Origin of the sequence: Peribacillus aracenensis (assembly GCF_025175645.1) — a bacterium.
In the GTDB taxonomy this organism is placed as follows: domain Bacteria; phylum Bacillota; class Bacilli; order Bacillales; family DSM-1321; genus Peribacillus; species Peribacillus aracenensis.
Window position 1 is genome coordinate 65,699 of sequence record NZ_JANZMJ010000016.1, and the last position, 23,089, is coordinate 88,787.

Annotated in this window: 22 protein-coding genes; 2 read left to right on the forward strand and 20 right to left on the reverse strand. The window is 41.5% G+C overall.

What is annotated here, in order from left to right:
• Positions 1-105 precede the first annotated feature (105 nt).
• The 8 genes from N0M92_RS16590 to ssb all read right to left on the reverse strand — a co-directional run bounded on the left by N0M92_RS16590 (position 106) and on the right by ssb (position 11,233).
• Positions 106-522 carry a hypothetical protein gene (locus N0M92_RS16590; protein WP_260286827.1) on the reverse strand — a complete coding sequence of 139 codons (417 nt, stop codon included), beginning with the start codon at positions 520-522 and terminating at the stop codon, positions 106-108.
• 226 nt (positions 523-748) lie between these two features.
• Complete coding sequence (locus tag N0M92_RS16595; protein WP_260286830.1) at positions 749-4,486, reverse strand: S8 family serine peptidase; 3,738 nt, start codon at positions 4,484-4,486, stop codon at positions 749-751.
• 207 nt (positions 4,487-4,693) lie between these two features.
• Positions 4,694-5,596 (reverse strand): ABC transporter permease, encoded by a 903-nt coding sequence (locus tag N0M92_RS16600; RefSeq protein ID WP_260286831.1) that lies wholly within the window; start codon positions 5,594-5,596, stop codon positions 4,694-4,696.
• 12 nt (positions 5,597-5,608) lie between these two features.
• Positions 5,609-6,613 (reverse strand): ABC transporter permease, encoded by a 1,005-nt coding sequence (locus N0M92_RS16605; protein ID WP_260286832.1) that lies wholly within the window; start codon positions 6,611-6,613, stop codon positions 5,609-5,611.
• A 114-nt stretch (positions 6,614-6,727) separates the two neighbouring features.
• Positions 6,728-8,344, reverse strand: coding sequence for an ABC transporter substrate-binding protein (locus tag N0M92_RS16610; protein WP_260286833.1), 1,617 nt, complete (start codon positions 8,342-8,344; stop codon positions 6,728-6,730).
• A 42-nt stretch (positions 8,345-8,386) separates the two neighbouring features.
• A complete protein-coding gene (locus N0M92_RS16615) occupies positions 8,387-9,355 on the reverse strand; it encodes an ABC transporter ATP-binding protein (protein ID WP_260286836.1) in 969 nt (322 codons plus the stop codon).
• Positions 9,336-10,340 (reverse strand): ABC transporter ATP-binding protein, encoded by a 1,005-nt coding sequence (locus N0M92_RS16620; protein WP_260286837.1) that lies wholly within the window; start codon positions 10,338-10,340, stop codon positions 9,336-9,338. The genes N0M92_RS16615 and N0M92_RS16620 overlap by 20 nt, the downstream gene beginning before the upstream one ends.
• A gap of 530 nt (positions 10,341-10,870) precedes the next feature.
• On the reverse strand, positions 10,871-11,233 hold the full coding sequence (gene ssb / locus N0M92_RS16625) for a single-stranded DNA-binding protein (protein WP_260286839.1): 363 nt from the start codon (positions 11,231-11,233) through the stop codon (positions 10,871-10,873).
• Between the two features lie 360 nt (positions 11,234-11,593).
• Between ssb and N0M92_RS16630 the strand changes: the two genes are divergently transcribed.
• Positions 11,594-12,028: a YwpF-like family protein gene (locus N0M92_RS16630; RefSeq protein WP_260286840.1), complete on the forward strand. Its 435-nt coding sequence runs from the start codon at positions 11,594-11,596 to the stop codon at positions 12,026-12,028.
• Positions 12,029-12,144: 116 nt separating this feature from the next.
• Here the strand turns inward: N0M92_RS16630 and N0M92_RS16635 are convergent, their stop codons facing one another.
• The 8 genes from N0M92_RS16635 to N0M92_RS16670 form a co-directional block, all read right to left on the reverse strand.
• Entirely contained in the window at positions 12,145-12,432 is a 288-nt protein-coding gene (locus N0M92_RS16635) for a hypothetical protein (RefSeq protein ID WP_260286841.1), read from the reverse strand.
• Between the two features lie 284 nt (positions 12,433-12,716).
• Positions 12,717-13,145, reverse strand: a complete 429-nt coding sequence (gene fabZ, locus N0M92_RS16640; RefSeq protein WP_034315755.1) for a 3-hydroxyacyl-ACP dehydratase FabZ — start codon at positions 13,143-13,145, stop codon at positions 12,717-12,719.
• Positions 13,146-13,273: 128 nt separating this feature from the next.
• Positions 13,274-13,528 (reverse strand): DNA-directed RNA polymerase subunit beta, encoded by a 255-nt coding sequence (locus N0M92_RS16645; protein WP_260286842.1) that lies wholly within the window; start codon positions 13,526-13,528, stop codon positions 13,274-13,276.
• Positions 13,529-13,696: 168 nt separating this feature from the next.
• Positions 13,697-14,539: a flagellar hook-basal body protein gene (locus N0M92_RS16650; protein WP_260286843.1), complete on the reverse strand. Its 843-nt coding sequence runs from the start codon at positions 14,537-14,539 to the stop codon at positions 13,697-13,699.
• A gap of 53 nt (positions 14,540-14,592) precedes the next feature.
• On the reverse strand, positions 14,593-15,432 hold the full coding sequence (locus tag N0M92_RS16655; RefSeq protein ID WP_260286844.1) for a flagellar hook-basal body protein: 840 nt from the start codon (positions 15,430-15,432) through the stop codon (positions 14,593-14,595).
• Between the two features lie 269 nt (positions 15,433-15,701).
• A complete protein-coding gene (mreB, locus tag N0M92_RS16660) occupies positions 15,702-16,703 on the reverse strand; it encodes a rod shape-determining protein (protein WP_260286845.1) in 1,002 nt (333 codons plus the stop codon).
• A gap of 303 nt (positions 16,704-17,006) precedes the next feature.
• Positions 17,007-17,279 (reverse strand): sporulation transcriptional regulator SpoIIID, encoded by a 273-nt coding sequence (gene spoIIID, locus N0M92_RS16665; protein ID WP_034315767.1) that lies wholly within the window; start codon positions 17,277-17,279, stop codon positions 17,007-17,009.
• Between the two features lie 432 nt (positions 17,280-17,711).
• On the reverse strand, positions 17,712-18,650 hold the full coding sequence (locus tag N0M92_RS16670; protein ID WP_260286848.1) for a peptidoglycan DD-metalloendopeptidase family protein: 939 nt from the start codon (positions 18,648-18,650) through the stop codon (positions 17,712-17,714).
• 152 nt (positions 18,651-18,802) lie between these two features.
• Here N0M92_RS16670 and N0M92_RS16675 point away from each other — a divergent pair, with 152 nt between their 5' ends.
• The gene (locus N0M92_RS16675) at positions 18,803-19,228 is read left to right on the forward strand and encodes a VanZ family protein (RefSeq protein WP_260286850.1); all 426 of its coding nucleotides are present in this window, start codon (positions 18,803-18,805) and stop codon (positions 19,226-19,228) included.
• Between the two features lie 20 nt (positions 19,229-19,248).
• On the opposite strand, the gene spoIID is transcribed toward N0M92_RS16675, so the two are convergent.
• From spoIID to N0M92_RS16695, 4 genes are all read right to left on the reverse strand, one after another.
• Positions 19,249-20,286, reverse strand: coding sequence for a stage II sporulation protein D (gene spoIID, locus N0M92_RS16680; protein ID WP_260286855.1), 1,038 nt, complete (start codon positions 20,284-20,286; stop codon positions 19,249-19,251).
• 203 nt (positions 20,287-20,489) lie between these two features.
• Positions 20,490-21,791 (reverse strand): UDP-N-acetylglucosamine 1-carboxyvinyltransferase, encoded by a 1,302-nt coding sequence (gene murA, locus N0M92_RS16685; protein WP_260286858.1) that lies wholly within the window; start codon positions 21,789-21,791, stop codon positions 20,490-20,492.
• Positions 21,792-21,823: 32 nt separating this feature from the next.
• Positions 21,824-22,573, reverse strand: coding sequence for a YwmB family TATA-box binding protein (locus N0M92_RS16690; protein ID WP_260286859.1), 750 nt, complete (start codon positions 22,571-22,573; stop codon positions 21,824-21,826).
• A gap of 158 nt (positions 22,574-22,731) precedes the next feature.
• Positions 22,732-22,974, reverse strand: coding sequence for a DUF1146 family protein (locus tag N0M92_RS16695; RefSeq protein WP_192207241.1), 243 nt, complete (start codon positions 22,972-22,974; stop codon positions 22,732-22,734).
• Positions 22,975-23,089 lie beyond the last annotated feature (115 nt).

Sequence of the window (23,089 nt, forward strand, 5' to 3'; positions counted from 1 at the left end):
TTTGAATGATAGGAGACGCTCATCATGTCGAGGAGCTGTTCGCGGCAGCTCCATTCTTATTGGGTAAAGTAACCTATTAATGTCCTGCAGTTCCAGAAGATGATATTACGGATTGGCAGCTTTCATTTTTACGTTCCGCCCTTTTTGCTGGATGATGAAAAAAGAATGGTGATAGCCATGATTGATCATGATATGATCGAGGATTGCAGTAAGAGCCTCACCCTTATTCGGCTGATATGTCTCTGAACTTTCCTCAATGATGATTTTTTCTTGGTGGGGATCATATTTAATAGATGTTTTAACACCTCTTTCAAAAAAAGAAAGGGTTACCTCCTGACATAGAGGAAATTCCTGATAGGGTGAATCTGAGCGGGGATTCTTTTCAAAGGGAGAATGGACGTGCTGAAGTGCATCAAAGAAACTTGGTTTTGTAAGATATGAGCTGTCGCTTCCTTTCCTTTCGAATTTCACTTTAATTCCGAGACTACTAACTTTATTGCTGGATTTCTTCTTATAATTCATAGATACCCTCCTTTTAATAGGTCCTTTATACCTAATTCTTTCATCCCATCCCATATACCTGCCGGAAAATGAAATTACTTCCTCACTAATAGATTTCCATATTTGCACGGTGAAAACGCAGCAAACTTCTCCATAATCCTTTCTAAAGAAATTCATTCATCAAATCCATACTTGGGAAATCTGATTACGCAAAAACAGCCCTCCTGGATAAGAGGGCTGTTTTTCATTATTTTTTAGCTTTATTGATATTAAAGGATTTCTTCGATTCATTTCCTGCAAGATCAGTCACCTTGAATTCAAACTTGTTGTTGCCTGTTTTAAGCGGCAACTCCAAATCCTCTATCTTCTTCTTATAGGCACGCATTTTGTATGGTTCCTTGAATTCATGATAGAATACTTCGCTTCCATTCAGGTAAAGGCGGATTTCATCGAAATTATCCTCTACCGTCACGTCCACTTTTGGATTCTTTCCTTTGGCTCCCACAGTTTCCGGTACACCTTTAACTTTTAAACCTGGCTTTGTTGTATCGACCATAATCGTCCGTTTAAAGGAAACTGTGTTATCCCATTTATCGGTTGCTTTAACCGTGAAGCTTTGGACACCATCTACAAATTTCTTTTCATATGAGAATTGATATTTATTATTCGTCTTGTTATATGTTACAGGTACCGTTTTATTGTCGATTTTAAATTCCGTTATTTCCGATGCTTCTTCAATTTCTCCAGTTATTTTGATTTTAGTTTTATTGTTCACGCTCAAGGCTTCAGGACTCTTGATCTTTACAGCTGGTGCATGATTATCGATCGGAGCCGAATCGCTAGCTAATTCGGTTTCAGCCGTTTTTTCATTACCTGCATAGTCAATTGCCACAACCTGAACCTTTTCCCCTTTTACATCAGGCAGGGTGAATTGTTTCGCATTCGCCGGGAGCGGTTCCTTCATGATGGATGCTCCATCGACTTGCACATCGTAATAAGCAAGCCCTGAACCATTCAAATTATCCTTACCTTGGATGGTCAATACTTTGCCCTTTTTCGAAATCTTGACTGTCGGCTTTACCGTATCGATTTTGATGGGCATTTTAAACGTCTGCCATTTAGCACCCTCGTAATCTATCATCGCTTTGATTTCAAAATAATAGACCCCATCCTTAGCGAGTGCATTATTGATTTTACCGTCCCATTTACGGGCTGGATCCAGGGTGTATGCTGTCCCTTTTCCGCCATCATAATAGTCCTTACGTACATTATTCTCTGTGCGAAGTTTCCGGACTGACTTGTTTTCACCATTCAATATATTGTATTCTACCTTTTTCGCATTCCTTAAGAATGATAGGACCGGCACGAAGTCATCCTGTGCGCCATCACCATTTGGGGAAATTGCAATATTTTTGCCATTGAATGTTTTTCCCGCAGGGTCATAGCCGAGATAAGTGAAATCTTTTCCTGCAGTCGATACTCCCCCTGCCATTCCATAGAAAGACTCTTTATCATATTTAGTGCCATCCAGGATCGGGGCTTTGTCCCACTCTCCTTTAAACCCTACATACGGTACATTCAGTTCCGGATTCGTATCGGCTGGATCCTTCAATGAAATGAACCCTTCAACAAAATATCCGTTTGGAAAGACCTTGTCAATGTCTACAAGAGTCTGTAGGTCATCTCCAAGTACCTTTGCATTGGATATGTCCACTTTCACTTCGAATGTAACTGATTTTTTTGCAGGAATGGTAATCTTATTTGTATTTTTATTATTGATTTTAATCGTAGCGTTCTTAATTTCCTGTGCTTCCAGCTCATTAGCGGAATAACCCAGTTGTCCCTGGATTGAATAGTCCGTTTGGATGTTTCCTTTTACATCATACTTGACCGCTTTGTTGCTGAAGTTTTCAACCTTTAAAGTAAAGGCGAACTTATTGCCGATCTCCTTCATTGCAACCTTCGCTTCTTTCGTGAATGCCTCGGTCACGACAGCAGGTGTGGACAATGCGGATTGCAGCTGCATGACCCCGGCTCCCTGCCTGCGAGGCGAGTAAGGGTTTTCCCAGTCAAATGCCTTATTGACGACACCCTGATCCGTTAAAGGTTTTGAAGTATTCATCATCAGATTTTTAGCTAAATTAGCCCGGGCAGATCCTTCTAATTTAAATTCTTTATCCACTCTTTCAAGAACCAGTGCCGAACCTCCGGAAACATGTGGTGCCGCCATTGAAGTACCGCTCATCATTCCATATTCATCGTTGTTCAGCGTCGAATAAATCTGTCCGCCCGGAGCAGTGATTTCCGGTTTGAAATCCAAGTTCGGTGCGACTCCCCATGAACTGAATGAGCTCATTTTCCCTGCTTCTGGATTTACAGCTTTTGTTTTATCACCATTAAAGGTAACCTTCACCTTTTCACCATCCGTTAAAGCTGCCTTCAGCTTTGCACCATCCGATTTCAACATGAACAGCTGAGGAATGGTGATGCTTGGATCTGTAGCCATGGAAATATATCCGTCAGCATTATTGTAAATGATGACTCCTGTCGCTCCTGCTGCCTGGGCATTTTGCGCCTTTTCTATAAATGAAAGCGTACCGCGCTCGATGAGGGCGAACTTGCCTTTAACATCTACTTTGGAAAGCTCCTCAGGCTTCCCAAGTCCTGCAGCCACCAAGTCATGTGTTTTATCCTTCAAAACATTGGGGTGTACACTTGAAGCCGACATGAACGGAGCTTTACCTGCTTGTCCGTTTATATCATAAGTCGCTGCATCCAAATCCATATAGTTATTCTCTACCGATGCCACTTGTACGGAATCGTAAGCAAGCCCAGGTGAACCTGAAACGCCAATATCCGGGTTCGAGGCTGATGGGTTTGCAAAACCATTTCCAAAGTGCGCCGAGTTTCCTGCTGAAATCGACATGAGGATCCCATTATCAACAGCCCTGGATACCGCCTGCTGCTCCGGATCTTCTGCCGATACAAAACCTGCAGTGGAGCCAAGGCTCATATTCAGCACATCCGCCCCAAGGATAATGGCATCGTCAATCGCCTTAATGTATATATCACCCCATGTTGTCTGCATGTCGGGATCATTCCCGAAGACCTTTAAAGCAAGGAGCTGGGCTTCAGGAGCAACCCCTTTAATGCCGCCATTCTCTTCATCTCCATTGGCACCAGCCGTACCTGCTACATGCATTCCATGCATGGAAGCCCCTTCACCAAGGTCAAGGATTTCTTCATTTTCATCCATGTAATTGTATCCATAAGGTACCTTCGCCGTATAATAATTGCCTAATAGATGGCTAGATTCCTTTATCCCGCTTATTTCACTTTCAGTCAGCTCAGCCTTAGTCTCGTCGTTCAGGATCATATCACGGTGAGATGGGTCGATTCCAGTATCGATAATCCCGACGACCATCCCTTCCCCTTTATATCCATATTCCCGCCAAGCTTCCTGGGCTTGGACAAGTTCTTTACTATATAGCATCTCGGGTTTTTCTACAGGACGTTCATATTCATTCGCAATATGTACTTCAGCAACTTCAGGCATGGCTTCCACCTTTTTGATTTCACCATACTGAAGTTCACCACTGAACCCATTTACGACTGTCGTAAAACTTTCAAGTTCCTTGAAAGCTATTTTTTTCTCTTTCACCTTTTTTTTCAATTTCTTCTGATTAGCTAGCTTTTCGGACTTTAATTGTTGTTTCTTACTTTTAGATAACTGTTTAAAAAGTTTCCCTTCTTTCGAAGCTATTTCTATTGCCGGGGCTTCCTTCATCTCTACGATGACCCTGACCTTCTCATTGCTTTTGTACTTCTTCCCCAAATCATTTTTCTTCAGCTTTATAATACTTTCCTGATTCTTCTTACCTGCACCGCCTGAGCCTGTCGGGGAGTCTGGTAGCTTGGCTGCGGAAACGCTTGCAGTAAATACTAATAGAAAGATTGCTAGAATGGACAAGCTGCGTTTAATCAATGAACTTTCCTCCTCTAAAATAATCAATTTTTGGAATATTCTTACTGAGTATAAAAGTATCACAACTTTTGGGGTGATTTTAAGGGGTAATAGTCACTATTTTCCTATTTCAATCTAGGCTTATGTTATTATTTTTCATATTTTGATAGATTTACACGATAAACGACAAAAAGATGGTGATGTTAAACTAACATCACCCTTTTAATTCTAGTTTTTCATTCTTGGATCCAATGCATCGCGCAGCCCATCCCCCATTAGGTTAAAGCCAAGTACCGTAAGCATGATCGCAAGGCCAGGGAAAAGAACCGTCCATGGTGCCTGAATGATGAACGCCCTGGAATCGGCAAGCATTTTTCCCCACTCTGGTGCTGGCGGCTGAGCTCCGAGACCGAGAAAGCCCAGTGCTGCACACTCAATTATGGCAGTTGCAATCGCCAAGGTACCTTGAACGATGATCGGTGCAAGACTATTCGGAAGGATGTGGTGAAGGAGAATCCGACCATCCCCCATTCCAATTGCCTTCGCAGCCGTTACATATTCCTCTTCTTTCACCGTTAAGACCCGTGAACGTAAAAGCCGGCCGAATATCGGGACATTGACGATGGCAATGGCAATAAGTGCGTTGCGAAGGGAAGGTCCCAAAACGGCTACGACAGCAATGGCAAGCAAGATACTTGGAAAGGCCAGAATGATGTCAAAGACCCTCGATATGATCGTATCTATCCACTTGCCGTAATAACCGGCAATGATTCCTAAAAAAGACCCAACCACAACAGATCCGGCAACAGATAAGAAGCCGACCCCTATTGATATGCGCGAGCCATAAATGACCCTGCTCAAAATATCACGTCCAAATTCATCCGTTCCGAACCAATGCTCTGCAGACGGAGCCAAATGTTTATCACTTAGCTTTTGCCCCTCAAATGAATAAGGTGCAATAAGGGGCGCGAAGATGGCGATTAAGATAAAAAATGCAACAATCCCCAGACCCACAAGGGCTACCTTATTTTTCCTAAAACTCCTCCATCCTTCCTTCCAGGGAGAGATGACCTTTTCCTCTGCCTCTTTTGGAGGAAGGATTGGCGAAGTATTCGTTGCTATTTCAGGCATGAGTTTCCCTCCCTATTTATACTTAATCCTAGGATCGATCGCTGCATACAACAAGTCCACAACTAGATTAATCATGACAAACAAAAAGGCGATGACGAGAATTCCGGACTGTATCACCGGATAATCCCGAGATAGTATTGCATCATAAATATATGTACCGATACCTGGCCATCCAAAAATGTTTTCCGTTAATATGGCTCCGCCTAAAAGTAATCCTGTCTGCAGGCCGATCACCGTCACCACTGGAATTAGGGCATTCTTAAGGGAGTGCTTGTAAACAACCCAAAACATTCTCATTCCTTTCGCACGAGCCGTACGGATGAAATCCGATCTCATAACTTCCAGCATGGACGAACGTGTCATCCTTGCAATAATGGCCATCGGTATGGTCGCAAGCGCAATCCCCGGCAATATGAGATGTTTGATCACCTCGAAAAACTGATCAACCCTGCCAGCTATGAGTGTATCTATCAAATACAGGCCGGTCATGGCCTCAACGGGATCCCTGATATTATCCCGCCCTGTCGTGGGAAGTAAATCCCATTGAATTGAAACGATGTATTGCTCCATTAATCCCAGCCAGAAAATAGGCATGGACAAACCAATCAACGCAATCACCATGGCGACATAATCAAACCATGAGTTTTGAAACCAAGCCGATATTATCCCTGCATTCACGCCTATGACCACTGCGATGATCATGGCGATCAAGGCCAGTTCTATCGTGGCCATTAGGTATGGCCCAATTTCCTCGGAAACCGGACTATTCGTTTTTAACGAAACTCCCAGGTCTCCCTTTAACAAGCCTGATAAATAACCCCAAAACTGGATGAACCAAGGTTTATCCAGACCAAGCTCCTTTGTCATTGCAGCGACTGCCTCTTCCGTTGCTTGCTGCCCTAAAATCACCTGTGCTGGATTTCCAGGAATCGCCCGAATCATCATGAATACAATAAATGCCATTCCAAGTAACACTGGAATGAGAGATCCTAAACGTCGTACGGTATAGGAAAACAAAACAATCACCCGCCTTTTAATAAGGGTCCTTCGAAGCGCCCTTGATCATTTTGAAATACATTCCATAACAAAACCGGGAAGCATGCAAGACTCCATACTACCCGGTTCGTACGGTTAATTTTCTAGTGATACATTAACAAGGGATTGTGAACCAGTTGGATGCGGAACAAACCCTTTGACCGTCTTAGATCCGGCTAACTGCGGTAAAGAGTGTACAAGCGGAACCCATGGAGCATCATCATGGATGATTTCCTGTGCTTTTCCATACAGCTCATTGCGCTTGGCTTCATCTGCCGTGGACTGAGCTTCGATCAGCAGTTTATGGACCTCATCGTTTGCGTAACGGGCATAGTTGTTGGAGCCGATATTATCTTTATCCAATAATGTATAAAGGAAGTTATCCGCATCTCCATTATCTCCTGTCCAGCCCATCATGAAGGATTGGGCCTCACCAGCCTGCACTTTCTCTAAATATGCAGCCCATTCGTACGAAACGATATTCGCTTCGATGCCGACTTGTTTTAGGCTTGCTTGAATGGCTTCAGCCACTTTTTGACCATCTGGCATATATGGGCGCGGTACCGGCATTGCCCATAGGTCCATTTTAAATCCGTCTTCAAGTCCAGCTTTTTTCAGCAGTTCTTTCGCTTTTTCTACATCATAATCATAGTCTTCGACTTTGTCATTGTAGCCAGAAACGGATGGCGGCATAGGATTCTTGGCAGGCTCTGCTGTGCCTTCATAAAAATTATCAATGATTTCCTTTTTATTGATCAAATGCGAGATGGCTTGACGCACTTCTTTCTTGTCGAATGGCGCTTTCTCAACATTGAAAGCAAAGTACCCGACGTTCATGGATGCACGTTCGAATATTTGCAGGTTTTCATCTCCTGTAACTTTACTGATATCACTTGGGTTCAACCCATCCATCAGGTCGATTTCACCCTTGATTGCAGCATTTAATCGCGCAGAGTTATCTTTAATGACCTTAAACGTGATTCCATCAAGTTTCGGCAGTCCTTCTTGCCAGTAGTCATCGTTTTTCACCACTTCAATCGTATCGCCAGGTTTCCATGATTTGAATTTGAAAGGACCTGTACCAGATGGATTTTTAGTGAAGTCATCACCGTCTTTTTCAATTCCAGCCGGACTGGCTATTGCAAATGTAGGCATGGCAAGGTTTTTCAGGAACGGCGCCTGCGGACGGTTCAAAGTGAATTCCACCGTGCTGGCATCAATCGCTTTTACTTCTTTGATGACATGGCCTTCATCACCTTCAAATCCTCCAAACATGGAGGCATAGTACGCAAATTTACCCTCATCCTTACTTTGTGCCCAACGTTGAAAGTTTTTTACGACAGCATCTGCATTGAAATCAGTACCATCATGGAACTTGATTCCGGTTTTCAATTTGAATGTATATGTTTTTGCGTCATCGGACACTTCCCATGATTCTGCAAGACCCGGATTGATTTCCGTATCATCTTCCCCATATTTCACAAGAGTTTCAAAAATCTGCTGTGTGACGATGAATGATTCCCCATCGGTTACGATAGCCGGGTCAAGACCGACAGCGTCTCCGCCTTTACCGTATATCAATACGCCGCCCTTCGCTTCACTCGATCCCCCTTTACCATCATCTTTCTCTTTTGATGTAGACGAGGAGCATCCCGCAAGCGCCAGCGAAAGAGCCAGGATACCAACCAGCAAAAATGCCAATGTTTTCTTCATATTCTTCCCCCTTATTATTTGCGAATTTATGTATACGTCGTGTCAATTGTATAAATGACAAGCAACGTAGTGACCAGGTTTATGTTCATTCAGGATTGGCTTTTCCGTACTGCATACTGCCATCGCCTTCGGACATCTTGTATGGAATGGACAGCCGCCGGGCGGGTTTGATGGGCTTGGAACATCTCCCTGCAGGATTACCCTATCCCCCTTGTATCCCACATCCGGGATGGGCACGGCTGATAGTAAAGCCTGCGTATATGGATGAAGCGGATCTTCATAAAGTCCTTCACTTTCCGACAATTCAACTATATGTCCAAGATACATGACACCGACACGGTCGGAGATATGCCTCACCACTCCAAGATCATGGGCAATGAACAAGTAGGTCAAATCAAAATCTTCCTGCAAATCCTGCAACAGATTCAAGACCTGTGCCTGGATCGACACATCCAGTGCAGATACCGGCTCATCGGCAATGATCAGTTTGGGGTTGACTGCAAGTGCCCTCGCTATGCCAATACGCTGCCGCTGGCCCCCACTGAATTGATGCGGATACCTTTTTGCATGGTAACTGCTTAAACCAACAACCTTAAGAAGTTCCTGCACACGGGCCTTTCGCGCCTTTTTATCTTTAACCCCGTGAACGATGAGTGGTTCTTCCAATATTTTCCCAATGGTATGCCTGGGATTGAGGGAAGCGAATGGGTCCTGGAAGACCATCTGCATTTCACGGCGCATCTTTCTCATTTCACTGGAAGATAAAGCTGTCAGGTCCTTTCCTTCGAAATAAACATTACCCTCACTCGGCTCAAGCAATCGAAGCAATAATCTTCCCGTAGTAGACTTTCCGCAACCGCTTTCACCGACAAGTCCTAAGGTTTCCCCTTTATAAATGGAAAAAGACAAACCATCAACTGCCTTGACCTCTCCGATGGTCTTTCCGAGAACCCCTCCTTTGATTGGAAAATGCTTCTTTAGGTTTTCTACCTTAACCAATGTTTGATTCATGCAAGGAAGCTCCTTTCCCATCTTCATACAGCCAGCAGCGAACATGCTGACCCTCATCGAATTTCAATAGAGACGGGGCCTCATTTATACATTGCTCCATGGCATGGGAGCACCGGGGGGCAAACTGGCACCCGAGGTTGCTTGTCCCAGGTTTTGGCACATTACCCGGTATCGAATAAAGGCGATCTTTCTTTATTCGCATATCGGGAATCGACTGAAGTAAACCGACCGTATAAGGATGCTTGGGGTTTTGAAAAATCGTTTGCACATTTCCTTCCTCTATCACCTTGCCGGCATACATGACAATGACACGTTCACACATTTGCGCCACCACCCCAAGATCATGGGTAATCATCATGATTGCCGTGTCTGTTTCTTTATTTAAATTCTTCATTAACTCCAGGATTTGTGCCTGGATCGTCACATCCAAAGCCGTTGTCGGTTCATCGGCTATAAGGAGTTTAGGTTCGCAAATCATGGCCATTGCTATCATGACCCTTTGTCTCATTCCACCTGAAAGCTGATGCGGATATTCTTTGAGCAATTCCTCGGCACGGCCAAGCCCAACCAGCTTCAGCATTTCCACCGCTCTATGCCGGGCCTGTTTCTTGTTCCATTTTTTATGTATCCGAAGCGTCTCGACCAACTGCTCGCCAATAGTGAACACAGGATTCAAGCTAGTCATCGGTTCCTGGAATATCATCGCTATATCATTCCCGCGAATTTTTCTCATTTTCGCTTCAGAGGCATTCGCGATGTTCTCTCCTTTAAAAAGGATTTCCCCCTCCACCTTACCAGCAGGCGAAGGAACCAGACCCATGATGGACAGAGAAGTTACGCTTTTTCCGCATCCCGATTCTCCTACAATCCCTAAAACCTCACCAGGATTGACATGGAAATCGATTGAATTCACGACAGGAATCACCCCATCGTCCGTACGAAAACTGGTTCGCAGCCCATTCACCTTAATAATTGGTTCGTCCATCAAATCACTTCCTATATATAACTTTTTTTCCAATTATATTATTGGGTTTATTATTGCATCAAAATTAAAATATTACAATATATTTTCTAAAAATTCTAATTTAACAGAATTATTTTTTTATTTTCCCCATTTACACACATTTTGGCACAAAAAAAATGACTGCTTATTTGCAGTCATTACAATGGGGAAATCATATAACTCGATTTTATTGAGGGTAAATCGAGGTTTCCAGCGGGGAAGAAGCTATATTAGCTTTTGGGGACTGAATGGATGAAAGATAATCTATATACTGCTGTCACGTTTCACTATATTTCCCTAAGAATCTGTGCATGTATTTTTCATTATGGTCCTATAAATACTTTTATTATTTCCAATGTAGTAGACATCAAATTGCTCTGTCCTACTATTCATTATTAGAAGTTTTCAAATAGGCCTTCACCACATGTCGAATTTAACCCACCCATACATTTTCTTGAGAACAATTTTGCTTCCGTGCTGGGGCAAGCCATCATGCCACCATTCACGTAACACTATAAACCAATATGTTCAAAATCTTTGGGCTTAATATCATTTTGTTTAGATCCAATGAATTGAACCCTCTCGGCAACCACTTCAGTTACATATACATATTTGCCCTCCTGATTTTCGTATCTCCTTGTTTGTATTCTGCCAGTTATGCCGATCGTTGCACCCTTTTTACAATATTGAACAGTATTTTCAGCCGACTTTTTCCATATGATACACTGTACGAAGTCCGCCTCATAGTTACCGACAGTATTACGGAAGTTCCGGTTGACTGCTAACGTGATATTGGAAACAGCCTTGCCATCGGGTGTGTATCTTAATTCAGGATCCTTCGTAAGCCTGCCGACGAGGGTAACTTGGTTAATCATCTTTTCACTCCTTTCTCTTTAATATGCATTAATCATACTCTTTCTTCCATCTATTAAAAAATCGACGAAATGGTCTTATTACACCTTTTTTCTTCATGAAAAACCGTTTTGATAATGCAAAATCGTTTTTTATTGATTGAAACCAGGTGAAAAACGAATAGTTAACAAAATTAAATATTTTGCAAATTTTTATTCTATCCTTCATAATTTAGACAAATGTTGGGTTTTCATTTCATTAAGGAACTTTTTTTTAGTATGATATAATTACCTTTAAAAGGATTAAATCGATATGTACCATTTCAAAAATTTACGTTTAAGAGAGGTAATACCGCTCTTTCTTGCAAGAAACGGAGGAATTAGATGAAATCATTTAAATTGATCTCGTTGCAAATTGTTACTGAAAATTTAAACTTGATCGATATCGCATTAACAGATGGACTGATTATAAATAAAGAAAACGACGCCAGAACATGGTTACTGGAAGCCTTTGTAGAAGAAAGTCATTTCAATAAGCTTCAGCCCTCACTTCCCAATATAGACGGAGAGGTGTATATCCAGGCAGTCATTACCAAAAAGGACAATGAACCGGCTTTGTTCCACACTGTTTTACGAACAATAAGAAAAGTGGGCAACCATTATAGCCTTCTATTCGTTGGCCACATCCAAAAGACACGGAGCAAATATGCAGAACTCCTTCTTGAAGATTTGGTCCAAAAAGGCCTATCCGGCGATGAATTACTAAAAGAGTTCAAGCAAAAAATCCGCTCAAAGCCTAAATTGGCAACTAATAAGTAAAAAACCCTTCCCTTAATTCCCATCCCTAATCGAATGCACATAAAAAAGACTGACTTAGACGAATAAGGATACCAATCCTCTTCTTACCTAAGCCAGTCTTTCTCATTCTGTGCTAATTACCTATTTTTGTCGTCATCTTTATTATCGTCTTTAATCAAGTCATCCGTATCATTATCGACGTTATCATTGACGTTATTATCGTTGTTATCAAGCACTCCATCATTATTGTTATCATTCATATCGTTATTATCGTTGTTATCATTTACACCATTGTTATCATCATCTATGATGTTGTTATCATTTTCTGGTGCGGGATTGTTGTCATTATCATTCGTTCCACATCCAGCAAGGAACATAATTGATAATAAAGATCCCCCAAGTAGTGCAAAAATTTTCTTCATCATTTTTGGCAACCTCCCTTCTTTCTTTATCATTAGCTATTTTGCCCGAATGTGAAAATAACTTGCGCCCTATTTTAAAAAAGAAAAATCCGCTTTGCTTACTCAAATAAAAAATGCCGGACATATAAAATGTCCGGCACTCAAAGGGAGAATAAAAAGTTCAAAAACCGCTCTTGCTTAAAAAAGGCAATGCAGTGCTTTTTATATACACCGCTTCACGGTTCCTTAAACCCTTTTCCAAGAAATTTAGTTTCAACATTCCATTTCCCTTTCGCGGAAAATGAATCTTATTTGTCACCAAAAGCAAACATGATATCGGCTTCACACGCTGTTTCTCCATCTACCGTTGCCACTGCTTTCCCTTTACCCATTGACCCTCTCATACGCACTATTTCCACTTCCAGACGCAGCTGATCACCTGGTTTAACTTGCTTCTTAAAGCGGCAATTATCAATCCCAGCGAAAAAGGCAAGCCGCCCTTTGTATTCTTCTTGTTTCAAAACGGCTACAGCACCGACTTGCGCTAATGCCTCTACAATCAAAACTCCAGGCATAACTGGATAATCGGGGAAATGGCCATTAAAGAACTCTTCATTTGCTGAGACATTCTTCAATCCAACCGCTCTTTTCCCTTCATCTATTTCTATGATCCGGTCGACTAATAAGAATGGGTAACGGTGCGGGATAATTTCCTTTATTTGTGTGATATCAAGCATACATCTTCCTCCTATGACTTAAATATTTCTAACATTACATAAACTAGCCCCTGTCATGTAGACAGAGGCGTAGTTGCCATGCAATGTAAATTCCGATAACGACAGCAACTACTTAAAAAAACATGGAACTACGCACCCTTGTTCACTATATCAATAATATGGGTCCATGTGGATTTTTGGAAAACATCCATTGCATGTCCTCCACCAATCACACTATATCCTAATAGTGCCCCGGATAATACAGCAATGAAAATCAATCCAATAACAATGAGTAAACGAAGCCAAATTGGCAAAAGACGGACCTTGATCCTATGATTCGGTTTCGCCTCAACTTCCTTTATCTCTTCTTCAATTTGTTGTCTCATTACACGATTTTGTTCCATATAGAATGTGAAAGCTCCTTTTAAGAAAACTCGCCGACTGATTTCCCCTTTACACCAGAAATTCAGCAGCTATGCAAAATGATCGGCACGAATGATTCCTTTTGTTATGAATCCATTATAACCGATTTGCTCTAATTCCGCAGGGAGACATTTTATTTACCAGAAACCTTAACGGATTCCATTGACCAATCCGCTCATTTGATCAGCCATCGTTACAGCCCGGGATTGAAATTGGTAGGACCGTTGAACATTGATTAGATCCGTCATTTCTTTGGAAAGATCGACATTTGATGACTCCAGAGACCCTTGACGGACTGCTGCCCTGTTACGGGAATCCCCTGTTAATGCAGTCATGATCTCGTCTTTGTTAACACCCAAGGCATTGAAGTTTTTGGGCAGGCCAAGTAAATTTCCGCCTAGCCGGTCAAGAAATTGCGGTTTCTTGACCGAGACGATTCCGAGTCCAAAACTCTTTTCTCCATATTCTTCCGTATCCACTATCAATAAGCCATTTTCCGAAATCTTAATGTCCTTAATGTTTCCGTCAATGAGGATCGGTTCACCATTTTCATCAAGGACTTTATGTCCAGCAGAGGTAACGAGCATCATTTGGTCGTTAGCATTAGGAGATAAATAAAAGGCCCCATCCCTTGTAAGCCTTGTATTGACCCCATTATCGTCTTGAACGCTTACTGTGAAGAATTGGTCATCGCGGGTGAATGCAGCATCAAGGTTGCGGTCCGTCGTCTTTAAGGCTCCCTGTGAAAGCACCAATTGAGATTGGCTTATCATAGCCCCTGTTCCTTGCCGGATGCCAGGTGTGGTCAATCTTCCTTTTTCCTTGGTCTCACTCGGTTGATTATTGAAGCTCTGTGTCAATAAGTCATTGAAACTCGTTTGGGTCTTTTTGTAGGCAGTCGTGTCCGCATTCGCGATATTATTACCTATTTGGTCGATTTTACTTTGAAGTTGGTTCAGCGTATTCGTCGCAGTCATCATCGTACGATTCATGGTTTTTCCCCTTACATGTTCAAATTTCCAAAGTCATTTTTCCTACTGTTCAATTAAAGCCTGCCAACTTCATTGACCGCTTTATCCAAACTTTTATCATAGGCTTGAAGAACCTTCTGACTCGCTTCAAAAGAGCGGTATGCAGACATCATTTCTGTCATCGTTCTCGATTGGTCAACATTGGAGCCTTCAAGAAAGCCTTGCTTAGTAGAAAAACCGACATCTGCTGCCGTATATGCACTAGGTAAATCCCCATCATTCGCAGCCTTGTATAGGCCTTCCCCATCCTTAATGAGCTGTAATGACGGATCATCCGAATAACCGATGCCCATACGTGCGGTTTGAACATTTCCTTCTAAAATAACACCGTTTTCCGCTACTGTGAATTGATCGCTATCAAGCTGGATCTTTTCATTGTTTTCGTTCAATACATAATGACCGGCAGGCGTAGTCAGATAACCTTGCCCATCCAGGGTGAAGCTGCCGTTACGCGTATAACGGATAGCACCATCATCATCCTGGACAGTAAAAAAAACCGATCCCTGCCGACCCGTTTCTTCATTGATCGGAAGGTTTTCATCGACCAAGGAAATATCCGTATTAAGCTGGGTTTCCTCCAATGTGCCCTGGACAAATAAAGGATTCGCCTCCTGTACGTAAACACCCGTACTGAGCCCTCCAACCTGGGATAAGTTAGACATTCTCAATTTGCTCTCCGTAGGAACCGTTTTACCACCTATGTTGCTTATGAGCATTTCAGGAAAAGACCTTACACTCATTTGATCTGCTTTATATCCTGTAGTATTCGCGTTGGACATATTGTTTGTGAGCAATTCTGTGCGCCTTTGCTGTGTAAGCATCCCGGAAGCAGCCGTATAAAAACCTCTTAACATCTTCTTCACTCCTCAATTTATCCAGTTCAATTTCTCATATCTATCTTATCGGTCATGAACATCAGTATCTTAAGGAAAGGGACAGCATTAGGCAGAAGAATTTACCTATATCGTAGGCTAGGTCAGATTTAAAGGAATGGTGTTAAATTCTCGACTAAAAGAAGAGGGCCTATTGCTCATCTGTACTAGAACTGCACGCACTTTCACTATGCCTCACGTTTGTCTGAACCTTAGACCCCTATCTTATGGTGCGGCTTTCCATCCGCTTTTTAGTTGAATTTGTGACGTGGCAATTTATCCATATTATCAAGCATGATACCGGTTCCGATTGCTACACAATCCATTGGCTGCTCGGCAACGAGTACTGGGACCTTAAGTTCTTCAGCAAGAAGTAAATCAATCCCGTGAAGCAATGCTCCCCCGCCTGTTAAAATGACGCCGCGGTCGATGATATCTGCAGAAAGTTCTGGCGGTGTCCGCTCAAGCACGCTTTTTGCAGCTTGTACAATGATGGAAACCTGCTCGCGAAGAGCTTCCTCAATTTCTTCCGAGTTGACCGAAATGGTTCTAGGCAATCCCGATACCATATCGCGCCCACGGATATCGATGACTTCATTACGGGATCCAGGGAATACGGTTGCAACCTGGATTTTAATGTTTTCCGCTGTACGCTCACCAATAAGGAGCTTGTACTTCCGCTTGATATAATTTAAAATTTCATTATCGAATTTGTCACCGGCCATTTTAATTGAAGAAGATGTAACGATATCCCCCATTGAAAGAACGGCAATATCCGTTGTACCCCCGCCAATGTCTACGACCATATTGCCGCTTGGTTGAAAAATATCCATACCGGCACCGATTGCAGCCACTTTTGGTTCTTCTTCAAGGAATATTTTTTTTCCGCCGCTTTTTTCAGCAGCTTCTTTAATCGCTTTTTGTTCGACACTTGTTATGTTGGTCGGGCAACAGATTAAAATTCTAGGCTTTGAAAGGAAGCCTTTCACATTCAATGTATTGATAAAATGCTTAAGCATTGATTCTGTTACATCAAAATCCGCAATGACACCGTCTTTTAAAGGACGGATTGCGATGATGTTCCCTGGAGTACGGCCTACCATTTTACGAGCTTCTTCCCCGACGGCAAGAACACGGTTCGTATTCTTATCAATCGCAACTACCGAAGGCTCATTTAACACAATTCCTTTACCTTTGACATGTATAAGAACATTGGCTGTTCCAAGATCTATCCCAATATCTCTAGCAAACATTTCTTAAATCCTCCTTGAATATCCTCACATATAACCTACTTCTGTCCTAATTGTTTATTTTACCATATTGCATTGACACAAGTAAGTATGAATTATAAATAAACACTAATAAATACTATTATTCCCTTTTTTGCCAATATGTAAAAAAATTGATGCCTTATGTACTAAATTTCGCATTTCCCCATAAAAAAAATCCCGGCACGGAACTGCAATCAAGGTTAAGAAAAAAAATGGACATTCACTTTCATGCCCCCTTATCCCAGATTGCCCGATTCACTTCCAGTTGCCGGAATGATTCAAGTATCATTTAACGATTTCTTCTTCTCTTTCAGAACGTTTATATTTTAATTTTGTCGCTTCTCCACCTCTAAGGTGGCGAATGGATTTATGATAATCCAATATATCCTTCACTTCGTTAGCCAAATCAGGATTAATTTCTGGCAGCCTCTCAGTCAAGTCTTTATGAACCGTGCTTTTAGAGACTCCGAACTCTTTTGCAATGACGCGGACTGTTTTTCTAGTTTCCACGATATACTTTCCTATCTTGATAGTTCTTTCTTTGATGTAATCGTGCACACCACTCGACCTCCCCAAATTGGATGTGAGAAGTGTGAAATGAGATTCGTATTTTTCGAATCGAATACCGCTGCCCTATAAACAATGAAAGATAGAATTATTCACCTATTAGATAATTTGTAATAAACGATTCCTCACCTCAAACACTCTCTTTGCATGGTTTATAACATCTTATTAGCTTGGTTAAGAATATATGCCTAATGGGACAGGAGGTTTGGATTTATTTCTGATTTTCATCTGTTTATTTTCATTAAGCGTAAATTATTTCCCGAGAAATTTGTCAGAAATTCAAAGGTTTCAGCATATTGGCCAATATTTCCTCGAAAAAAAAGGAAGCCGTTCAAAGTGAACGGCTTCCTTTTACCAAATTTTCAGTTGTTGTCATTCGTAACGCTCTAGGTTTTTGTTTTGATTTTATTAAAAATCTTGATCTTAATTAGATTGATTCAACGAATCTTTTAAGGAATCACTTTCTTCAGTTGTATCTTCACCAGGGACAGAGCCTTCCTCATCAGTGCCACTCTCTAAATCAGTGCTCTCGTCAGTTTCGTCAACTGCAGGAGCTTGCTCCGTGCCAGTTTCAGACTCTTCAACTGCAGGTTTTTCCTCTTTATCAGCCTCAGAACCTTCGACTGCAGGTTTTTCTTCTTTATTAGCTGAATCTTCAAGTTCAATGCCCTCGGCTTCAGTTGCCGATTGAATCGCAGAAGCTTGTTTATCAACAAAATCAAGTGGGTTTAACGCAATGTTATCTTTTCTGATTTCGAAGTGTACATGTACGCCAGCCTCTTCATTGATTTGGCTTTTTCCAGCTGTAGCAATTGCTTGTCCTTGTTTCACTTTGTCACCGACTGCAACCTTAATGTCTTTAACAGATTGATAACGGGTAACAACGCCATCTTCATGTTCTACTTCAACTAAATTTCCAAGTAGCGCATCGTCTTGAACTTTCGTTACATTTCCACTTAAGGAAGCCTTTACATCGAAAGTCTTTCCATCTTCCATTGCAATGTCTATACCTTTGTTTTGCTCATATCTATTGTTGTAGAAAACCAATGCTTCTTCTTGTGCTTTTTCATCCGCATTCACATCATAAAACTGTTTCTTGATAACCGTTTTGTTCGCATCGGCTACAGGCATCTTGATTGTCTCAAGATTACTATTAACCTCTACAGAAGGCTCACCATAGTTTTTTCCTGTTTCAGCTGATTCCTCTTTGCCATCTTTAGCTGAATCGTTAAAACTATTTTGTAATAAGAAGGCCGCGGCTAAGATTATGGCTGCACTTGCGATATAGATTGCTGATAATGCCCAACGTTGTTTTAGTATACGTCGGATTGTGGAAGTTGGTTTCTTTTCTTCCTCTCTCATATTAATCACCTCAGCAATCATTCTGAACATTTTGTTAAGATTATATACATTCAGGAAAAAAATTTTTTAGATTTATTTTGTGGAAATGAAACCGATTTTATTCGTAGAATGGTAAAATGTTTGGTATCTTACTGTTGAAGGATGTTTAAATCATGAAAAAAGCTTTCAAACTTGTGTTAACGTTATTGCCTTTCCTATATATGATTGCCATTTGGATAATGTCGAGCAACCCCGATGATATGATTCTTGATCTTCCCTCATCCTCAATTGACCGATTTATCAAAGAGGCACTTCATCTGGTCGAATTTGCCCTTTTGTATATATTATTAGTTTCCGCCCTTGCTGCAAACCAAAATCTGAAACCTGGTTTAAGCCTGTTGGCGGCACTTGTGGCTTGCCTTTACGGAGTTATTGATGAATACCACCAATCCTTCGTCCCATACCGCTCCTCTACCTTAATAGATGTCATTAAAGATATCATAGGGGTAGCTGCAGTCTATTTTCACGTCCAATATCATTATTTCAAGCGTGAACGGGGCTTTTTGACCGTTATAGAAAAAATAAGCGCAAAAAAATGAGAGATGGGGATTCCCATCTCTCATTTTTTTGCTGTCATCGTATTCAGCCACTTATTTGAAGACTGAACTTTGACGCCTTTATAATAATATTTCACGATGTCTTCATAGGTTTTACCTTCCCTGGCCATGCCATTGGCACCGTATTGGCTCATTCCAACTCCGTGTCCGGATCCTTTTGTCGTGATGACAATCTGGTTGCCTTGACGCTCCCAGTCAAAATCGGATGATGTCAGCCCGAGCTTCTCACGAATCTGTTTTCCTGTCATTTTCTTTCCTGCGATTTCCACTACACCTACACGATTACCTGATGTTCTTTCAATGACAGTCCCTATTGATGTTCCGGAAGAAAGACTTACACCCAGTTTTTTTTCAAAATCGGCCGCATTCACTACAACTTTATTATAAAATTTTGGTGATTCTTCTTTATCCCACGGACTGGATACACTTTTTAAATAAGGATAATCAGCTTGCCAATAGTCCTCGGAATTTTCCGTGTAGCCATTACTGGTCGAAAAAAAAGTGGCAGTAATCGGTTTTCCTTCATAGGTTAAAATTTGACCCGCAGTTTCTTTTATAGCCTTGTTAATTTTTTGCATCTTCGATTTATAATCAGAGCCCCACTGTTTTTTCAGCTCATCATTATTCTTATAAACTTGGTGCATGACCGTATCGCTTACATCGGCACCATCCGGCAAGCCCAGCCGACTTTCGCTTATAAGCTGATTGACAATGTAAGTTCTCGCTGTCAATGCTTGAGCCTTCAGCGCTTCTTCTTCAAAATCCGCTGGCATTTCAGCCGCAACCACACCAGTCAAGTACGATTCAATCGGCAGTTTTTCAATCTTTTTTGCAGATGTTCGGTAAACGGCAACTTCTACGGAACTCAATTCATTTGCAGCTACCTCTTTACCCTCATTCTTCACTTTCTTTTCTAATTGTTCGGTCAACTGCCCGCTTGTCTTATCATTTGAAAATGGAAGCACAAGCACTGCCGGAATCATGATAATTACGAACGCTACTGCTATGAATAGTACGATCATCGGTTTGATTGCTTTCAAATTCCTGAGCCTCCCTACACTTGTTTTCTCTGCCGTATTTAATCATATCCAGCAGGTATCTTTACATAACAAATGTATGTCGGGGGACAAGTTTTTATGAATAGAAAAACGACATCCATTTACCTGTAGCCGATGAATCCGGACCAAGACAAAAAAACCATTCACGGTTCAATGACTCGAACGTGAATGGTTCTATAAGCTATTTATGCGTTTAAATCTGCAATTTTTTTTGCTTCAGCAGGTACATCTTCGTTAATACGTTCCACATCTGCACCTAGGGATGCCAATTTACCATGGAAATTCACGTACCCTCTGTCAAGATGCTTCAGTTCTGTAACACGTGTAATGCCATCTGCAACCAATCCAGTCAGGATGAGCGCTGCTGCGGCACGTAAATCTGTTGCAGCTACTTCAGCTCCTTGGATGTTAGTTGGTCCATTAACGATTACGGAACGGCCTTCTATTTTAATATTGGCATTCATGCGACGGAATTCCTCAACATGCATGAACCGGTTTTCAAAAACGGTCTCCGTAATCATACTTGTTCCTTCAGCACGCAGTAATAATGCCATCATTTGCGATTGCATATCGGTCGGGAAACCAGGATGCGGCATTGTTTTAATATCAATGGCCTTTAAGGTTTTTGGACCGATAACGCGTAATCCATCTTCTTCTTCAAGAATTTTAACGCCCATTTCCTCCATTTTAGCAATAAGGGAAGTAAGGTGTTCAGGTACAGCTCCTTGAACTAGAACATTGCCGCCAGTAAGAGCGGCCGCAGTCATGAATGTACCAGCTTCGATACGGTCAGGTATAATCGTATGTTCAGTGCCATATAATTTATCGACACCCTCGATTCTCATCGTACCGGTACCGGCACCTCTGACTTTGGCTCCCATTTTATTAAGGAGATTCGCAAGATCTACGATTTCAGGCTCTTTGGCCACATTTTCAAGAATAGTTATACCCTCAGCAAGTGTTGCTGCCATCATGATGTTTTCAGTGGCACCCACACTCGGGAAGTCAAGATACACTCTTGCACCCTTAAGTCTGCCTTCTACCTCGGCATCAATGAAACCATTGCCGACCTTCACTTTTGCTCCCATCGCTTCAAAACCCTTTAAATGCTGGTCGATAGGACGTGATCCGATGGCACAGCCACCAGGAAGAGCAACGCGGGCCCGGCCATTCCTTGCTAGTAATGAGCCCATCACTAAAACGGAAGCTCTCATTTTACGTACATATTCAAATGGTGCTTCTTCTAATAACTCTCTTGATGCATCTACAGTTACTTGATTGTCATGAAAGGCAACATCTGCATTTAAGTTGCGCAATACTTCATTGATTGTATATACATCGGAGAGCGTAGGAACATCTTTAATGATACTTTTCCCATCACTTGCTAATAATGTTGCAGCGATAACTGGCAAAACGGCGTTTTTAGCACCTTCTACTTTAACTGTCCCGCTAAGCCTTTTTCCGCCGCGGACGATGATTTTTTCCAAAAGTATTCCCCTCCGCGTCCATTTTCTCTATATTAATATTCAAACGTTATGATTGGTGTGCCAACTACAAAGTTCGTTTGGTCACCCAATCCTTCTGTCCGTAGCCCAAACTGCAAATTTAATTTTTCTTTTGTCAATGGTTGTTTAAACAATGTTGAATGTGCAGATATAGATGTAAAGTTTGTTTCATGCACACTCTCAATTTCCCTTGCTTGGAACATATCTAACAGGTCTTCAGTTTTAGAGTTTAAAACCGAATCCATATTATCATTGATAGACCCTTTAATACAAGAAAAAATTGAAGGAGTTCCTATAAATAGGTCATTCACCCTGTTTTGGAACGTAGCAGTAAAAAATGCCGCATTGGCTTCCTTCCACTCTTTCCCCTCCACTTCGTAAATAACATAGGTAACTTTATCAAATTTCTCTTCCGTTGTCATTATTTTGATAGACTCGGTCAGACCTGAATCGACATTGTAAGTTAACGCCTCAGCCTTCCAGCCGGAAGCATCATCTTTCCGGTGCCATTGAAATTGAGGGTATTTTCGTTTTAAAGCTGTAACTTCGCTTTCAAACTCTTGTTTAGTTGTAATCTCTTTATTTATTTCTCTAGTGAGTACAGACCAATCCCCTATGTCCAAATCTTCATCTTTTTGTAACAGTCCCACCATTTTAACTATATCTGGTTTACTTTCTGCCACAATCGTACTATTCCCAATTAAAATCACCGTCAAACCGAGAAATACTATGTATGTTAACATTTTTTTGTTTAAATTAAACATGTTAAATCCCTCCCCTTTTACACATTCTTTCCACAAGGAGAGAGATCATACTTCAAGTTTTCCGACAATTGGTGACAACTTCCCCTTAAACTGGCAGGAAGCAAAAGCGAATACAAGAGTAGAATCATATTTTGCTATAAGAAAACTCTTACAGCTTATCAGTCATTACTAAACATATACGGGAGTTGGTTTGCAAATCCCAGGTAGTCGAGGAAGAAATTACTTACAGCTGAACCGATGGCAACCGTTAATAAAATATATAAAACCCTGGCCTTGATGACCGAATTGGATCTTAACATTTTATCAAAATGTAATGCCTGTAAAGCCCACCAGGTAACTGCGATGAAAAACAAGTGTGCAATAATCCCTGTTAAAGCCTGCTGTCCCATTGCTGAAAACATGTACATACCTCCTAAAAGACACCCAAATTATATTCTAACACAAAACCCCTGCATATTTGGAATTTAAAAGGAAGAATTGCAAAATATCTTTTTAAAACTGTAAATAGAGGCTTGA

Bases quoted from the DNA above. Each gene is read 5' to 3' on its own strand.
- N0M92_RS16590 (WP_260286827.1), bottom strand. From the start codon at position 522: ATGAATTATAAGAAGAAATCCAGCAATAAAGTTAGTAGTCTCGGAATT.
- N0M92_RS16600 (WP_260286831.1), bottom strand. From the start codon at position 5,596: ATGCCTGAAATAGCAACGAATACTTCGCCAATCCTTCCTCCAAAAGAG.
- N0M92_RS16610 (WP_260286833.1), bottom strand. From the start codon at position 8,344: ATGAAGAAAACATTGGCATTTTTGCTGGTTGGTATCCTGGCTCTTTCG.
- N0M92_RS16615 (WP_260286836.1), bottom strand. From the start codon at position 9,355: ATGAATCAAACATTGGTTAAGGTAGAAAACCTAAAGAAGCATTTTCCA.
- N0M92_RS16620 (WP_260286837.1), bottom strand. From the start codon at position 10,340: ATGGACGAACCAATTATTAAGGTGAATGGGCTGCGAACCAGTTTTCGT.
- ssb (WP_260286839.1), bottom strand. From the start codon at position 11,233: ATGATTAACCAAGTTACCCTCGTCGGCAGGCTTACGAAGGATCCTGAA.
- N0M92_RS16630 (WP_260286840.1), top strand. From the start codon at position 11,594: ATGAAATCATTTAAATTGATCTCGTTGCAAATTGTTACTGAAAATTTA.
- N0M92_RS16635 (WP_260286841.1), bottom strand. From the start codon at position 12,432: ATGATGAAGAAAATTTTTGCACTACTTGGGGGATCTTTATTATCAATT.
- fabZ (WP_034315755.1), bottom strand. From the start codon at position 13,145: ATGCTTGATATCACACAAATAAAGGAAATTATCCCGCACCGTTACCCA.
- N0M92_RS16645 (WP_260286842.1), bottom strand. From the start codon at position 13,528: ATGGAACAAAATCGTGTAATGAGACAACAAATTGAAGAAGAGATAAAG.
- N0M92_RS16650 (WP_260286843.1), bottom strand. From the start codon at position 14,539: ATGAATCGTACGATGATGACTGCGACGAATACGCTGAACCAACTTCAA.
- N0M92_RS16655 (WP_260286844.1), bottom strand. From the start codon at position 15,432: ATGTTAAGAGGTTTTTATACGGCTGCTTCCGGGATGCTTACACAGCAA.
- mreB (WP_260286845.1), bottom strand. From the start codon at position 16,703: ATGTTTGCTAGAGATATTGGGATAGATCTTGGAACAGCCAATGTTCTT.
- N0M92_RS16670 (WP_260286848.1), bottom strand. From the start codon at position 18,650: ATGAGAGAGGAAGAAAAGAAACCAACTTCCACAATCCGACGTATACTA.
- N0M92_RS16675 (WP_260286850.1), top strand. From the start codon at position 18,803: ATGAAAAAAGCTTTCAAACTTGTGTTAACGTTATTGCCTTTCCTATAT.
- N0M92_RS16690 (WP_260286859.1), bottom strand. From the start codon at position 22,573: ATGTTTAATTTAAACAAAAAAATGTTAACATACATAGTATTTCTCGGT.
- N0M92_RS16695 (WP_192207241.1), bottom strand. From the start codon at position 22,974: ATGTTTTCAGCAATGGGACAGCAGGCTTTAACAGGGATTATTGCACAC.